The sequence below is a fragment of the Prosthecobacter sp. genome (assembly GCF_014879935.1).
Classification (GTDB): Bacteria; Verrucomicrobiota; Verrucomicrobiia; order Verrucomicrobiales; family Verrucomicrobiaceae; genus Prosthecobacter.
The window spans coordinates 1-13,841 of the sequence record NZ_JACSRD010000267.1 but is presented as its reverse complement, the minus strand read 5'-3'; the positions used below and the strand labels follow the sequence as shown (position 1 = coordinate 13,841).

The 13,841-nt window shown below is 61.8% G+C and carries 12 protein-coding genes; 4 read left to right on the top strand and 8 right to left on the bottom strand.

What is annotated here, in order from left to right:
* Positions 1 to 5: 5 nt before the first annotated feature.
* The 5 genes from IAE77_RS29495 to IAE77_RS29475 all read right to left on the bottom strand — a co-directional run bounded on the left by IAE77_RS29495 (position 6) and on the right by IAE77_RS29475 (position 4,354).
* Positions 6 to 590: a hypothetical protein gene (locus IAE77_RS29495; RefSeq protein WP_294235029.1), complete on the bottom strand. Its 585-nt coding sequence runs from the start codon at positions 588 to 590 to the stop codon at positions 6 to 8.
* Positions 587 to 2,089 (bottom strand): AMP-binding protein, encoded by a 1,503-nt coding sequence (locus IAE77_RS29490; RefSeq protein WP_294235027.1) that lies wholly within the window; start codon positions 2,087 to 2,089, stop codon positions 587 to 589. The genes IAE77_RS29495 and IAE77_RS29490 overlap by 4 nt, the downstream gene beginning before the upstream one ends.
* A gap of 85 nt (positions 2,090 to 2,174) precedes the next feature.
* Positions 2,175 to 2,942 carry an AAA family ATPase gene (locus tag IAE77_RS29485; protein WP_294235026.1) on the bottom strand — a complete coding sequence of 256 codons (768 nt, stop codon included), beginning with the start codon at positions 2,940 to 2,942 and terminating at the stop codon, positions 2,175 to 2,177.
* The gene (locus IAE77_RS29480; RefSeq protein WP_294235025.1) at positions 2,939 to 3,613 is read right to left on the bottom strand and encodes an MBL fold metallo-hydrolase; all 675 of its coding nucleotides are present in this window, start codon (positions 3,611 to 3,613) and stop codon (positions 2,939 to 2,941) included. Before IAE77_RS29480 ends, IAE77_RS29485 begins: the two co-directional genes overlap by 4 nt.
* A 69-nt stretch (positions 3,614 to 3,682) precedes the next feature.
* The gene (locus IAE77_RS29475) at positions 3,683 to 4,354 is read right to left on the bottom strand and encodes a family 16 glycoside hydrolase (RefSeq protein ID WP_294235022.1); all 672 of its coding nucleotides are present in this window, start codon (positions 4,352 to 4,354) and stop codon (positions 3,683 to 3,685) included.
* Between the two features lie 88 nt (positions 4,355 to 4,442).
* Between IAE77_RS29475 and IAE77_RS29470 the strand changes: the two genes are divergently transcribed.
* Both IAE77_RS29470 and IAE77_RS29465 read left to right on the top strand, forming a co-directional pair.
* Positions 4,443 to 5,567 (top strand): hypothetical protein, encoded by a 1,125-nt coding sequence (locus IAE77_RS29470; protein ID WP_294235020.1) that lies wholly within the window; start codon positions 4,443 to 4,445, stop codon positions 5,565 to 5,567.
* Between the two features lie 139 nt (positions 5,568 to 5,706).
* A complete protein-coding gene (locus IAE77_RS29465) occupies positions 5,707 to 6,243 on the top strand; it encodes a hypothetical protein (RefSeq protein WP_294235018.1) in 537 nt (178 codons plus the stop codon).
* 106 nt (positions 6,244 to 6,349) lie between these two features.
* Here IAE77_RS29465 and IAE77_RS29460 read toward each other — a convergent pair whose 3' ends face one another.
* The 3 genes from IAE77_RS29460 to IAE77_RS29450 all read right to left on the bottom strand — a co-directional run bounded on the left by IAE77_RS29460 (position 6,350) and on the right by IAE77_RS29450 (position 12,629).
* Positions 6,350 to 7,378, bottom strand: a complete 1,029-nt coding sequence (locus tag IAE77_RS29460) for a zinc-binding dehydrogenase (RefSeq protein ID WP_294235016.1) — start codon at positions 7,376 to 7,378, stop codon at positions 6,350 to 6,352.
* A gap of 122 nt (positions 7,379 to 7,500) precedes the next feature.
* A complete protein-coding gene (locus IAE77_RS29455; RefSeq protein ID WP_294235015.1) occupies positions 7,501 to 11,886 on the bottom strand; it encodes a bifunctional serine/threonine-protein kinase/formylglycine-generating enzyme family protein in 4,386 nt (1,461 codons plus the stop codon).
* Entirely contained in the window at positions 11,886 to 12,629 is a 744-nt protein-coding gene (locus tag IAE77_RS29450; RefSeq protein ID WP_294235013.1) for a hypothetical protein, read from the bottom strand. The genes IAE77_RS29455 and IAE77_RS29450 overlap by 1 nt, the downstream gene beginning before the upstream one ends.
* Positions 12,630 to 12,743: 114 nt before the next feature.
* Here IAE77_RS29450 and IAE77_RS29445 point away from each other — a divergent pair, with 114 nt between their 5' ends.
* Both IAE77_RS29445 and IAE77_RS29440 read left to right on the top strand, forming a co-directional pair.
* A complete protein-coding gene (locus IAE77_RS29445; RefSeq protein ID WP_294235011.1) occupies positions 12,744 to 13,127 on the top strand; it encodes a helix-turn-helix transcriptional regulator in 384 nt (127 codons plus the stop codon).
* A gap of 186 nt (positions 13,128 to 13,313) precedes the next feature.
* A partial coding sequence (locus IAE77_RS29440) for a hypothetical protein (RefSeq protein WP_294235009.1) occupies positions 13,314 to 13,841 on the top strand: 528 nt, incomplete at its 3' end.

Sequence of the window (13,841 nt, the reverse complement as noted above, 5' to 3'; positions counted from 1 at the left end):
ATCCGTTATCCAACCCGTGAGTACAACTTCTTTCTCTCGCCTTTTGAGGTTTTAAAACACTGCCTAGGCAGATGCACCTGCGGGCGCGCAGCGGGATCGAGCAGCAAGGGCTCGGCAAAGCCGAACTGGCTCTCCACACCTGTCATCGCAAGCCGTGCGTCCGGCGCTTCCGATGGATTCACGCGCAGCAGCACCTCGGCATCGGCTTGATGACGCCCGCAGGCCGCGGAGAGCGCCGCCAGATCGCGAAAACTCTCGCACGAGAAAAGCCGGATGCCGGCCTGCAATGCTGCGTCGAGTTCATGCGCCGTTTTTCCCGGCCCTCCGAAGAGCATCTGCGCACCGGTGAAGCCGGCAGCCAGCGCTGCGGCCAGTTCGCCCTCGGAGGTGATCTCCGCACGCCCGCCGCATTCACGCACGCGGCGTGCGACAGCCGGGAGCGGATTCGCTTTGAAGGAATAGCACACCGCAGAGCCCTGCGGCAGCGCCTGGAAGAGCTCCTCCGCGCGCGCGCTGATTTGCGCCAGGTCATACGCATAGAGCGGTGTGCCGTGGCGTTGCGTGAGCGTGCTGGCGAGGTTTGCATTCATGCCGTTTCAGCCGCGAGCAGCGCGCGCAGCGCCTTGCGGTCCACTTTTTGGTTCGCCGTGCGCGGCAGCTCTGGCAGATGGATCAAGCGGTCGGGGATCTTGGCTCGCTCCAGCGTCTCCGTCAGCGTCGCGAGGATCACCGCGTCCTCAGGGCGTTCATCGGGCACGGTGATGATGAAAAGGCAGAGCTTGTCGCGCTCATCGTCCTTGATGCAGCCCGCGGCGACGATGTGAGGCGAGCGGCACGCGGCCTCCTCGATCTCCACCGGGCTCATGCGGTGGCCCTTGTGCTTGATCATGAAATCGCTGCGCGCATGGAAATGCAGGAAGCCCTCCGCATCGACGGAGCCGTAATCGCCCGTCACCAGCAGACGCGAGCCATCCGGCAGCGTGCGGTAGCGTTTCGCCGTCTCCTCCGGAGCACGCCAGTAGCCCAGCCCGACATTCGGCCCCTGCACGATGAATTCACCCACCTCGCCCGGCGGCAGGCGCTGCCCGTCCGGCGACTCCGCCCACACCTCCGTGCCGTCCAGCGCGCGGCCCACGCTGTTTTCATGCGCGTCGATTTCCTCCGGCAGCATGATGGAGACGCGCTTGCACTCCGTCAGGCCATACATCGGGAACACACACGCCTCTGGAAAAAGCCGCCGCAACTGACGGATGTGCGCCAGCGGCAGATGATCGCCCGTATTCGTGAAAGCGCGCAGCCTGGGCAGCGGCACGGGACGCCACGACTGCATCTTGATCAATCCGGCAAAGAGCGTGGGCACTCCGGGCACGATGGTGATCTCATGGCGTGCCAGGATGCGCGGCAGCTCCGGCCCGGACATCTCCGGACGCCCGATGAACAAGGCTGCGCCCGTCATCATCGTGTAAAAGAGCTGGTAGAAGCCGTAGTCGAACGACAGCGGCAGAAAGACGCCGATCCGGTCGTCCATGCGATACTGCAGCCGCCGCAGGATCGCCTGCGTGACGAATTCCACATTCGCATGGCTCAGCATCACGCCACGTGGCATCCCGGTGGAGCCCGAGGTGAAGACCAGAAAGGCCAGTGCATCGCCGCCTGCCGGTTTGGGCAGCGCCACGGCCTCCGTTTGCGCCAGCGCATCGAAATCATCCTCAATCATCAGTGTCTTGATGCCAGCGCAGGCCGCTTTCAGATCCGCACGCCTGGCCTCCAGCAGGATCAGCGCCGGCTCGCACTGGCCCACGATCCGCTCGAACGACGCCAGCGTGATCTGGGACGTCAGCACCGAAAAAACCGCTCCCGCACGCATCGCCGCCAGCGTCGTCAGCGCCAGCTCCAGGCGATTTTCAGACACGATCAACACACGGTCACCAGGCTTCACCCCAGCGGCGATCACTCCCGCCGCCAGCCTGTCCACGAGCCCGGCCGCCGCCGCATACGTCATCTCCTTTTCCTCCGAGAACAGAAAGAGCCGCTCGGGGAAACGAGCGGCGGCTTGGAGCAGAAAATCGGACAAATGAAACGCGGACATGCGTGCAGAGCAGAAAATGAACGCTCTCCAATTTCTGGAATCAAGCAGCGATTGCTCAGCAATTTGCTGAAACCCCTCAATCCGCTCAACCCTCGAAATCCAGCTCGTCTTCCCTTCGCAGCAGCCGCTTCAGCATGCTCTTGTGATCCCGCATGAAGCCACGCGTGATCTGGTAGTGCTCGGTTTCTTCATAATCGACACGCTGGATGCCTTCGGGGCCGAACTGGTAGATCCACGCATCCGGGTAGGACATGATCAGCGGCGAGTGTGTGGCGATGATGAACTGCGAAAACTCGTCCACCAGATCGTGCATGCGCACCAGCATGGAAAGCTGGCGCTGTGGTGAGAGCGCGGCCTCGGGCTCGTCGAAGAGGTAGATGCCGTGGCCGTCGATGCGCTGCGTGAGCAGGTTTAGGAAGGATTCACCGTGCGACTGAGCGTGCAGGCTCTTGCCGCCGTAGGACATCAACACGCCGCCGCAGTGCGGACTGGCCTCCAGTTCATCGAGTTCAGTGGCCCAGTTGTAAAAACTCTCCGCCCGCAGAAAAAAGCCGTCCATGGGACGATTGCCGGTGCGGGCGATGGTCAGCGCCGGCGTCAGCGGCGAGGCATATTCGTGCTTGAAGACGCTTTCGACCCGACTGCCGCCGGAAAAACGAAAGCCGAGCTTCTCCGCGATCGCTTCGAGCAGCGTCGATTTGCCCGAACCGTTCTCTCCGACAAAAAACGTCACCTTGGGATGCAGTTTCAGCGTTTCGAGACTTTGGATCGCCGGGACCGAGAACGGGTGCACATCCCAATTCTCGACCTTCCCATGATCGAGGCTGATCGAGTGGAGGAAGTGGCGGGTCATGATGAAGACAATAGACGCAAATACTCCAACTGCCTCTCCGGCGGCGCTTTGTCTGCATGGCAGGGCAGAACGCCATCCAATGGCAGTTCGAGGGCGCGGCGGATGCTGCGACGGGCCTCGGCATTGTCTTGATTCAGACAGGCCGGGGCTATTTGCGGCCCGAAGCCGAAGGAGGCGAACAAATCGCCGCTAAAGAGCAGGCGATGCTTGGCGGAGTAATAGCCGCAATGACCGTGCGTGTGGCCGGGAAGGGCGATGACGCGCAGACCGCCCCAGATCGGCAACTCGTCGCCGTCGTTCAGCAGGCGGTCGGGGCGAAAGGACGGGTGGCGCAGCAGACGCCGCCCGATCCACTCGGAGACACCCGCCACTCGTCCGAGACCAGTGTAGCGCGCCCTGTTTTCGTAGTGTTCGAGATCACGTTCCGGCCCGGCGATCCATGCGCCATGGTCTTTGGCCAGATCAGGCGCGTGGCGGACGTGATCAAGATGGCCATGCGTGAGCAGAATGCCGCGGATGGGGAGATTCTCCCAGCCGCGGGCGATCAGCGCACGATGCAAGGCGCGTCGTGCGCCGATGAAGCCGGTGTCGATCAGGTAAAGTTCATCGCCATTACGCAGCACAAAGAACTGCACGATCCAGGTGCGGACGATGAGCAGGTCGGGCGGCATGGCGGTGAAGCAGACACCCCTGTCTGCTCTGGGGTTGGACACAGACAAGAGTGTCTGTGTCACAAGGCCTCACTTCGCCACGCCGCTGATGCTGAAGTCGTCGTATTCGACATCGACGGCGTTGGTGGTGAGGCTGACGAGGGACTTTGTGTCGTGGGCGATGCCTGCGGAGGTGAAGCTGCCGATGTCTTTGCCGTCGATGCTGACGCTGATCGTGTCGCCACTCGTGGTGACGACGAGCGTGTGCCATTCGCTGAGGCTGATCTTGGTCTGGGCACGCGATTGCTTTGTGGCGAGCAGCTTCTTTTCGTCATCGGTGAGCTGGTTGGCCTTTTTGCGGTCGTAGAGGCCGCCTTCGAGATTGAAGCCGCCGGTCTTGGCATCGGCGAGGTTCACGCCGGTCGGTGAAATGGTCGCCTGGCAGATGTGGCCGGCGTGGGAGCCTTTGTAGCCCTTGTCGTCGAACCACACGTTGAAGCTCTTCGCCTTGTCGCTGACGAAGCGGAACTTCACCTTCACTTGGAGGTCCTTTTCGCCTTCGAACTTGATGTTATCGACCGCGCTGTGATCGGAGGTCGGTGCGGTGATGCCGACGAGCACGCCGCCTTTGACGACGCTGCTGCTCTTGTAGTGCCCCCAGCGCGGCCCGAAGCCCTCGGCGGAGAAATCATCGGCAAAGATGACGCGCGGGTAATCGGCAGCAAAAGCGGTGGTGGCGAGGAAGGCGAGCAGTGTTTTCATGAGGCGGTGGGAACGTCGGGCATGCAGCGCTTTTGCAAAGACCTCAAAAGAGGCAGGAGAATGACAAACGACGCGTTATGGGCCTGTCATGATGAATCGCCGTACTCTCCTTGCTTCCCTCGCTGCCGCCACGGTTTGCCGTGGAGTCGATCCGCAGCGGTTTTTCACGGTTGGGCAGCGGGGCGGGCGGTGGTGGTTCATCACGCCGGAGGGGCGGCCGTTTTTCTCCATCGGGCTGAATCACATCGATCCCGCGCCGCTGCGCTACGCGTCGAATGGCGACCTGTGGGAGCGCAAATATGGCAACTCGATGGAAAAGTGGCTCAAGGAGGCCGTGGCACCGGATTTGAAGGCGTGGGGCTTCAACTCGGTTGGCTGGACGCAGGAGGTGGTGACGCGGGGAAGCACGAATCACCGCCATTCGCGTGCCTTCACGTTTGAGGAGTATCAGTGGCTCGGGCTGCCGTATTGCCATCAGTTGCCGTTCGCGGATTTTCATCAGTGGGAGGCGGAGACGCGGCATCCGGACTTCGACGCGCCGGAGTTCGCCGAGTGGTGTGACTACGTCGCGCGGGAGCACTGCGCCCGGCTGAAGGATGATCCGAAGCTCATCGGCTACTTCTACATCGACTGCCCCACGTGGATTCACACACGCCCGGAGAGCGCCTGGAAAGGCCCGCTGTTTGATCCAGAGAAGCTCAAGACGGAGGCGGGCCGCAAGGAACTGCACGCGCTGGCCATGAAGTGGTATCGCATCACGCACGATGCCGTGCGCCGCTATGACAAGCACCACCTCATCCTCGGCGACCGCTACGAGGCCGCCCATCCCATCGCCGACGAGGTCATCGACGCCGCGCTGCCGTATGTCGATGTCCTCAGCTTCCAGCACTTCAGCGGGCCGGACAAGGTGACGGCGAATCTGAATCACTGGCATCAAAAGACCGGCAAGCCCGTGCTGCTAGCCGATCACGCCATCCAGATCCGCGAACCCGACGGCTCCGGCCGCCACGACGGCGAAGGCGATGCCCGCGTGCTCGCCGCGCTGCGGGAAACACCCGGCTGCATCGGCTACCACCTCTGCGGAGCCTACCTGCGCAACGAAGCCCGCAAACGCGCTCTGCGTGATGCATCTGAAAAACCGGATGAAGCGGCGCTGGAGTCGATCACGCGGGCGAATCGGGAGACGGCGGCTTGGATGGAGCGGGTGAGGTGATTTGTCATTCTGGAGGCTCCTTTGCGACCAAAAGGACTCAATGATGCATTCTCCAGGCGTCTACTATGGTGATGGCAAACCGGCGGAAGCGCTTACTATCCGAATCCTTTGCTCAATCCACTAAACATCGAGTCCCGTCATGTCTGATTCTAAGACCAATTGCTCCAAGTGCGGCGTGTCTATGCTGCTTGTTACGGCACAAAGCACTGGTGGGCTATGCATGCCATGCAAAAATGGCAACCTTAAGCGCCTCACTGCCCGAGAGCCTGTGATCGTCTCGTGTGAGATTTGTTCGAAGTACACTCCTCGATTGTTGATCATTACTGAAGCTCGCAGTTTACTGGAAGTTTTGGACCATACTCGTCATGTAGGCGACTCAAGCCATCCCAATAAGTTCGAGATGGAAGCACAGAGGGCCTTACTTCGGCACTTTATCCGAGTTCATCACGACTTTCGCCTTCATGACGATCATTGGGGACGCACAGGCTGGGCGCTGCTAAACCTTTTCGAGCAGGGCAAAGCCACCATTGAGGTCGAGCAGAAAAAATATCTATTCTCTGATGTCACAAAGGCGGAGTGGCAGGAAGGAGATCACCCCCTTGGTATGGAAGGCGGCTTTAGTTATGTATCATCCGATGGAACGACTATCTTCAAGACAATGAGCTGGATATCATGATGCGTGCCGGAGGCCGCGACGAGCAAACCAACTCTAAAGCGAACAGATCCTACGCTTGAGGCAGCTGGTGCGACCATTTCTGCTTTGTATCGCCCTGAGCACCTTGTCACACCGGCCGCAGCACGCTCTTCACCACCTCGCCTTTGTGCATCTTCTCGAAGGCTTCGTGCCATTCGGTGACGGGCCAGACGCCGCCGATGATGGGTTTCACGTCGAACTGGCCGCTGCTCATGAGGGCGATGACGCGTTCCCAGATGGGCCAGTTGTGGCTGAAGCTGCCTTGCAGCGTGATGTTCTTCTGCACGAGCGGGTCGATGTTGAAGCCGAGCGGTTGCGGTCCCCAGCCGACTTTGGAGATCCAGCCGGCGGGGCGCACGAGCTCCAGCGCGATTTTGAGCGTGATGCTGGCACCGGCGGCATCGATGACGCCGTCGCAGCCAAGGCCGTCGCGTTCCATGGCCCAGGGCTTCGCATCGCCGATGATGACTTCGCAGCCGTAGTGCTTGCGGGCGAGCTCCAGACGATGCGCGTCCTGCTGGAGGCCGACGATGGCGACCTGAGCGCCGCATTGTTTCGCCATGGCGGCGCAAAGGATGCCGATGGTGCCGGGGCCGAGCACGATGACGCGGTCGCCGGGCTCGATGCGGGCGTTTTTGACGACGGCGTTGTAAGCGACGCAGCAGGGTTCGGTGAGGCAGGCTTGTTCGAAAGGAAGATGATCCGGCACATGATGCAGGATGCGGCTGGGCACACGCACATACTTCGTCATCGCGCCATTCACGCCGTAGCCGAAGCCTTTGCGGGTGCTGTCAAGGTTGTAGAGGCCGCGACGCGTCATCGGATTGTCCTTGGAAATGATCGCGGCGGTCTCGGAGACGACGCGGTCGCCCTCCTTCCAGCCTTCCACGTCCTTGCCGACCTCGATGATGTGTCCGCCAAACTCATGGCCGAGCACGACGGGATAATTCACCGGCCAGGAGTGATCGGAGGTCCACTGATGAAGATCGGAGCCGCAAACGCCCACATTGGCGACTTCGAGGAGCACGTCCTCGGTGCCGATGGTCGGCTTTTCGATCTCACGGATTTCGACGGAGCCTTTTTCAGGAGCGAAGTTGACGACGGCGGCGGATTTCATGGTGGTGAGACAAATCATGAATCAATCGGCACGGAGCGTCACGACAAAGAATAAGCGAAATGCGACGATGCATGTCTGGCTCTGCGATTACTCTCGAACACATCGAGGAAGAAAATGAGAGGTCAGGGCACCAGCACGATGCGGAAGCCTTCGGTGGGGCCACGCTGGGTGTAATGACGCGCGTAGCGGAAGGAGCTGTGCAGCCATGCCGCGCCTGGAATGGCCCATGAGCCGCCGCGCATGGGGAAGAGATAACGATCGTCATCGAAGGGGTCCTGGCACCATTCCCAGACATTGCCGGCCATGTCGTAAAGGCCGCGCGAATTGGGGCGGTAGCTCATCACGGGCGCGGTGATGGCAAAGCCGTCGTCGTAGCCGTCGAGGTAGAGAGTGCCCTCACGTGGCACCTGCTTGCGCCGGGTTTCATCCGTGAAATTGCCGGAACTCGGTGGTGGTGGCCACGCGCCCTCCCAGGGGAAGTGTTTCTGCACTTTGAAGACAGTCTGCGGAGTGGTGCCCTGCTTCCAGTCTTCTTTTGAGCCGATGCCTGCGGCGTAGCTCCACTCGCGGTCAGTAGGCAGGCGATAGGTGCGGCCTTCCCTGGCGCTGAGCCAGGCGCAGAAAGCCTGGGCGTCCTGCCAGCTCACGGAGAAGACGGGATGGTCCTGGTTTCGTTCGCTGATCACGATTTTATCCACGGTTTGATTTTTCCATTCAGGGCCGACACCGGGCGCATTTGCGGCATAGGCGGCGTAGTCTTGGTAGCGTGTCTCGTGGATGCAAAAGAGCACGCTGGTGCCACCCACAGGCAGCAGCTTCATGCCGAGACTGTTGGTGATGGCCTGCGGCTCTGCTTCTGCGAGCGTCAGGGACTCTGGGAACTTCGGCTGCGACTGCGCCTGGAGCGCGGAAATGGCGTCAGCTTGCGGCGGCTCGACTGGTGGCAGAGGCTCGTGGGGCTTCAGCGGTTCCTTGCCAGTCAGTGGCGGTGCTTTGCCGCCGGGTACGAGCACACAGCGGAAGCCGTAGCGGTAATTGCGGACGTTCGGCGCTTCGGAGAAGCGCTTCGCGGAGGTGAGGTCCGGCTGTGCGTGGTGAAGCCAGGTGCTGCCGCGCTGGACCCGCCTTTGATCCTCAGGGTTGATGAGATCCACACACCATTCGGTGACATTGCCGCCGAGGTCGAAGATTCCAAAGGGGTTGGCCTTGAAGCTCATCACGGGTGCGGTGGTGATGAAGCCGTCTTCGTAGCCGGAAATCGCGGTCTGGGTGGAAAGCTTCTGGCGAAGAGCTGCATCGGCGTAGTTTTCCGCATTGCCACGCGGCGGATAGGCACCGGCATGGGGGAATTCCTTCCTCCCGGCCAGGCCGAGCTGCTCGGGTGTTTTTTCCGCCGACTCATACGGGCCGAGTCCTGCGGCGATACTCCACTCACGGTCAGTGGGCAGGCGGTAGAGGCGGTCTTCTTTGCGGCTGAGCCAGTCACAGAAAGCCTGCGCATCCTCCCAGCTCAATGAGACTACGGGATGATTGTCCTCCGCGCCGACGGGGTGGCCCTCCCACTGTTGGATCTGCCAGGCGTTGCTGATGCCCGGACTGGTGGTGAAGTGACTCACGTATTCCGCATAGTCCTGCCGCCGCGTTTCATGGATGCAAAAGAGCACGTCAGCGCCGGGCACGGGGACGAACTTCATGCCCAGGCTGTTCGTGACGCTGCGCGCCTTGATTTCGGCTTCGGGTAAAGGGTCGGGAAACTTGGTGGGCGGCGGCAGGTTTGGGTCTGGAAGATCGCTCTCCAGCGCGAGGCGGAAGCCATACGAGGCGCGGTGGGTCACGGGAAGCTCGGCAAAGCGCCTGCCGGAGCGCAGTCCGTCAATGCTGAAGTCCTCCCATGAGCCGCCGCGCAGCACACGGTGGCTCTGCGTCATGCTCAGCCAGGTGTCCGTCCATTCAGTGACATTGCCGCCCATGTCATAAAGGCCGAGCGCGTTTGCAGGGAAGCTCATCACCGGCGCGCTTGTGATGAAGCCGTCATCGTATTTTTCCAGCACATCCGCCGTTGGGAAGGCGCTTCGGTGGGCGAGGTCGGCATAGTTTCCCGCCCTCTGGCCCGGCGGCGGCGGAAAGCTGGTGCCATAAGGAAAGGCACCAGGCGCGATGCCGCTGAGCATGGCCGGCGTGCTGTCACGGGTGAGGCTTTCCAGATCTCCGATGCCGACCGCGAAGCTCCATTCGGTATCGGTGGGCAGGCGGTAGGCGCGGCCCTCCTTTTTGCTGAGCCACGCGCAGAAGCTCTGTGCTTCATCCCAGTTCACGCTGGAGACGGGGTGGTCGTCGCCCATGCCGGTGGGCTGGTTGCCCCAGCGCGCTGTTTTCCATTGCAGCCGCGCGCCGCTCTGGGGCACCTCTTTGTCAAAGGCCGCATAGTCCTGCCGCCGGGTCTCATGGATGCAGAAGAGCACGTCCGTGCCAGGGATGGGCACGAATTTCATGCCCAGGCTGTTCGTGAGACTGGCCTTGGCAGCCTGCTCCGGGGTCATTTTCTTCGGGAACTTTGGCAAAGGCGGCCCCACGATCACAGGCGTCGGATCGGCGCGGAAGGTCGGCCTCCGCTCCAGCACGCAGCGGAAGCCAAAGGCGGGGTTGGCGACTGCATTGAAACCGTTGCGGAAGGAGGCGAGCAGGTTCTCCCGCTTCGCATCGCCCCAGGAGCCGCCGCGCGATGCGTGGGACTTCCGGGTGGCGTCCCACCAGTCCTCGACCCATTCTTGGATGTTGCCGCTGAGGTCATAGATGCCGAGTTTGTTCGGCTTGAAACTCATGACTGGAGCAGTGGTGAAGTAACCATCGGTCCGGCCATTGAAGTAAGGCTGGTCTGTCGGCACAAACTTCATCCGTGTCTCGTCACTGAAATTGCCCACGCCATCTGGCGGCGGCCATTCCGTGCCCCAGGGGAAGGCTGTCGGGTGGCGGAAGACGATGGAGGGAGTGGTCTCCTTGGTCCACTTTTCATGCTCGCCGATGCCGACGGCATAGCTCCACTCCCGGTCGGTGGGCAGGCGATAGACGCGGCCTTCCTTTCTGCTGAGCCAGTCGCAGAAAGACTTCGCCTCCCCCCAGTTTACGCGGATGACGGGATGGTTGTCCCGGTCTTCCACCATCATGTCCAGCCCGCGCTCCACGCCGTTCGACCAGATGCCCATCGCGCCCGGTACCTCGGAGACATAGGCGGCATAGTCCTTCTGCCGCGTTTCGTGGATGCACATCAGCACGTCGGTTCCGGGTACATCCACAAACTTCATGCCGAGGTGGTTCGTGAAGCGCCCCTCGGCATCCAGCACGATGGGCTTGGGCTTTTTCGCCTGCTCCGCCTGATAATACATGAGAGCCACAGCCAAGACCGCGCTGGCCGCTGCGCCGATGCCCGCCGTGATCACACCGCGGCGGTGCCTGCGCAGCCAGCGTCCGGTTTTGTAAACAAAGCTGGGCGGGCGGGCAAGAACGGGCAGGCTGTGCAGATGGCGCTGCACATCCGCCGCCAAGTCCGCCGCCGTCTGGTAGCGGCGCAGGCGGTCTTTCTCCAGCGCCTTCATGGTGATCCAGTCCAGGTCGGCAGGCAGCGCGGAGAGGAGGTTTTTTCCGCCAGCTTCACCGTGTTTGGCAGCGGAGGTCTGCTGCCTCAGCCGCGTGCTCGGGCGTTCGGGATGGGTTTCGAGAATGAGATGCCGCACCGCAGCCAGACCACCTGTGCCGACGCTGGTGAGATCAAAGGCCTGAGCACCCGTGAGCATCTCGTAGAGCAGCGCGCCCAGCGCATACACATCGCTGCGCGCGTCCAGCCTGTGCCCGCCCTCGATCTGCTCTGGCGACATATAGACCGGCGTGCCGATCACCTGCTCCTCCTGCGTGAGCATCGTCAGCCCCTCCAGGTCACCGCTCTGCATGGCCTTGGCGATGCCGAAGTCGATCACCTTGGGCAAAGGCGCGCCGTCCACCTCCGTGACGAGCACATTCGTGGGCTTGATGTCGCGGTGCAGGATGCCTTTCTCATGCGCATGCTGCACCGCCTGGCAGACCTGCATGAAAAGCCGCAGCCGTTCGGGCAGCGTCACCTCATGCTCACGGCACCAGCGCGTGATGGTGCCGCCGCGCACCAGCTCCATGGCAAAGTAAGGCCGTCCATTCGGCCCCACACCAGCGTCGAGCATGGTGGCGATGTTTGGATGTTCTAGCGCGGCCAACGCCTGGCGCTCTTGGTCAAACCGCGCCAGCACCTGTGCGGTGTCCATGCCCAGCTTGACCACTTTCAGCGCCACCTCGCGCTTCACCACCTCCGTCTGTTCTGCGCGCCAGACATTACCAAAGCCACCCTCGCCAATGATCTCGCACAGGCGGTAGGGGCCGATGCTGTCGCCCTCGCATTCCATGCCAGCGAGATTATCGTCCAGCATGTTACCAAAGATGCGCCCGGCGTTGGCGCGGATGAGGTCGGTGGGAGAATCCATCATCAGGTGAAGGCCTTGAAAAGCTCGGTCATTTCCTGCCGGATCAGCAGCGGATCATGGGAGTCGATCGTGATGGCCAGCTCACGCTCGATTTGGTCGCGGAAGTGGCCCCTCATGCGGTGCAGGTTCACGCGCAAGGCACCAGCGGTCATGCCCGCGCTGGCGGCCAGTTGTTCGAGACTGGTGGTGTCATCCAGCTGTAGCAGCGGCCCCACGAGCAGGTTGTAGCGCTCCTGCCAGCCGCGCCGGGCATAGTCCTCGCGCAAAGCCTGGAGACTGCGCTCCAACACCGCGTTCGCCCACTCGCGATTGTAGAGCGCCTCCGCGCTGCCAGCACCGCCACCCGATCTCTGGAAGTGCCGCTCGGCCTCCTCGGCATTGAAGTGGTCAGAGATCTCCACATGCTCCGCCCCACCGCCGCGTTTCTGACGCACCGTCTTTTTCCATTGCTGGGTGCAGAAGTTGTCAAACGCACGCAGCAAAAGCTGTCGCAGCTTGCCTGTTCCCTCGTCCGCCGTGGCAAAGGTCTCACGTCGCAAAAGGACCTCAAAGAAGCCTTGCACCGCATCCTGGGCATCATGCTCGGACCAGGCACGTCTGCGCGCCACGCAGTAAAGCGGCTGCCAGTAGGCTCGGCAGAGAGCCTCCAGCGCGGCGCGGGCCTCCTCCTCCGATCCCTCACGCAACCGGTGCAAAAGCGACCAGCGCGTTGATGGAAAAAGAGTTTCGGCAGGCGGGTGTGGCATGAAGCAAGCCGTCGTTTTTCCCATCAGCCGCAGGCTTTGTCACTTATTTTCTGTGAAGGCGTAACGGAGTCATGAAAACAGGACAGGAGAGGGTGAATTCGTGATTTACCCCTGATGAAACGCCATTCCTCCCTCCGCCGTGACCACGGGGAAGGCATGGCCCGTACGGGCCATTGTGCCGGCTTTTGCCCTGACCTAGAGGGGGCGGTGCCAAACAGGACATCCGTTCAAGACTCCACCCCTGCGTCAAAACTCGCTGAGCGCCTCGGCCTGACGCTGCGTCAGGCTCAGGTGCTGCACTGGGTGGCGGAGGGGAAGACGAATGAGGAGATCGCCCGCATCCTCGACCTGAGCTTTTTCACGGTGAAAAACCACCTCAAGGAGATCTTCCAACGCCTCGGCGTCCACAGCCGCCTGACTGCTGCTGCTTGCGCCTACCGGGCGCAGATCGGCACCCTGTCAGAAGTCTTCCCCCTCGCCGGCCAGACACAGCCATAGACCACCACCCCGACCAATCCTCTTATGAAAAATAGACTGCCGCTACGTCTTGCTCTGTTCCTTCCGCTGCTGATTTCTGGCCTCCTCATCTGGCACATCGGCAGAACGGACTTGTCGCCGAAGACGAAAGCGGACGCGGCATCTCGATCCGCCAGCATCCCAGCGTCAGCGGACCCTGTTCCCGGCATGGGGCAGGTAAAAGAGAAGATCACAGACAATGGCGTGAAGCCCGTGGCGAAAGAGAAGGCCGGCCCGCGCCAAGTCTTCAAGCTGATGGGAGCCTCCACCGGCCAGCCGCTGGTTCCGGGCTCGGCCCATGTCATCAGCGAGCAGATTGCCGGACGTGAGGTGAAGGGGCGGGCAACGCGGGTGGACGCCCGATCCTTCGCGGCTCTGACCACCGTCAAAAAGGGGGAGGTCATCACCTTTCCTCTGCATGACCAGGAGATGGCACAGGGTACTGTGGACATCGTGCTCAAGGACGAAAAGGGTATGCTGCGCGTGGCAGGACCGCTGGACGAGCCTGCGCACGGCAGGTTTTGTTTCGCCTGGAATGGCGCTGATGCGGCAGGAATGATCCTGCTTCAGGACAAAAAGCTGGCCTACCTGACGCAGCAAGACGCGGCAGGAAACCTGGTGCAGGAGGAACTGCTGCTCTCTGCCGTCATGTGCGTGGATTTCACCGGGGGCGATGCGCAGGCTGCCGCCAGCCCC

Excerpts from the sequence above, each read along its gene's own strand:
- IAE77_RS29485 (WP_294235026.1), bottom strand. The coding sequence starts at position 2,942 with ATGACCCGCCACTTCCTCCACTCGATCAGCCTCGATCATGGGAAGGTC.
- IAE77_RS29450 (WP_294235013.1), bottom strand. The coding sequence starts at position 12,629 with ATGCCACACCCGCCTGCCGAAACTCTTTTTCCATCAACGCGCTGGTCG.
- IAE77_RS29460 (WP_294235016.1), bottom strand. The coding sequence starts at position 7,378 with ATGAAATCCGCCGCCGTCGTCAACTTCGCTCCTGAAAAAGGCTCCGTC.
- IAE77_RS29465 (WP_294235018.1), top strand. The coding sequence starts at position 5,707 with ATGTCTGATTCTAAGACCAATTGCTCCAAGTGCGGCGTGTCTATGCTG.
- IAE77_RS29480 (WP_294235025.1), bottom strand. The coding sequence starts at position 3,613 with ATGCCGCCCGACCTGCTCATCGTCCGCACCTGGATCGTGCAGTTCTTT.
- IAE77_RS29475 (WP_294235022.1), bottom strand. The coding sequence starts at position 4,354 with ATGAAAACACTGCTCGCCTTCCTCGCCACCACCGCTTTTGCTGCCGAT.
- IAE77_RS29470 (WP_294235020.1), top strand. The coding sequence starts at position 4,443 with ATGATGAATCGCCGTACTCTCCTTGCTTCCCTCGCTGCCGCCACGGTT.
- IAE77_RS29445 (WP_294235011.1), top strand. The coding sequence starts at position 12,744 with ATGAAACGCCATTCCTCCCTCCGCCGTGACCACGGGGAAGGCATGGCC.
- IAE77_RS29455 (WP_294235015.1), bottom strand. The coding sequence starts at position 11,886 with ATGATGGATTCTCCCACCGACCTCATCCGCGCCAACGCCGGGCGCATC.
- IAE77_RS29490 (WP_294235027.1), bottom strand. The coding sequence starts at position 2,089 with ATGTCCGCGTTTCATTTGTCCGATTTTCTGCTCCAAGCCGCCGCTCGT.
- IAE77_RS29495 (WP_294235029.1), bottom strand. The coding sequence starts at position 590 with ATGAATGCAAACCTCGCCAGCACGCTCACGCAACGCCACGGCACACCG.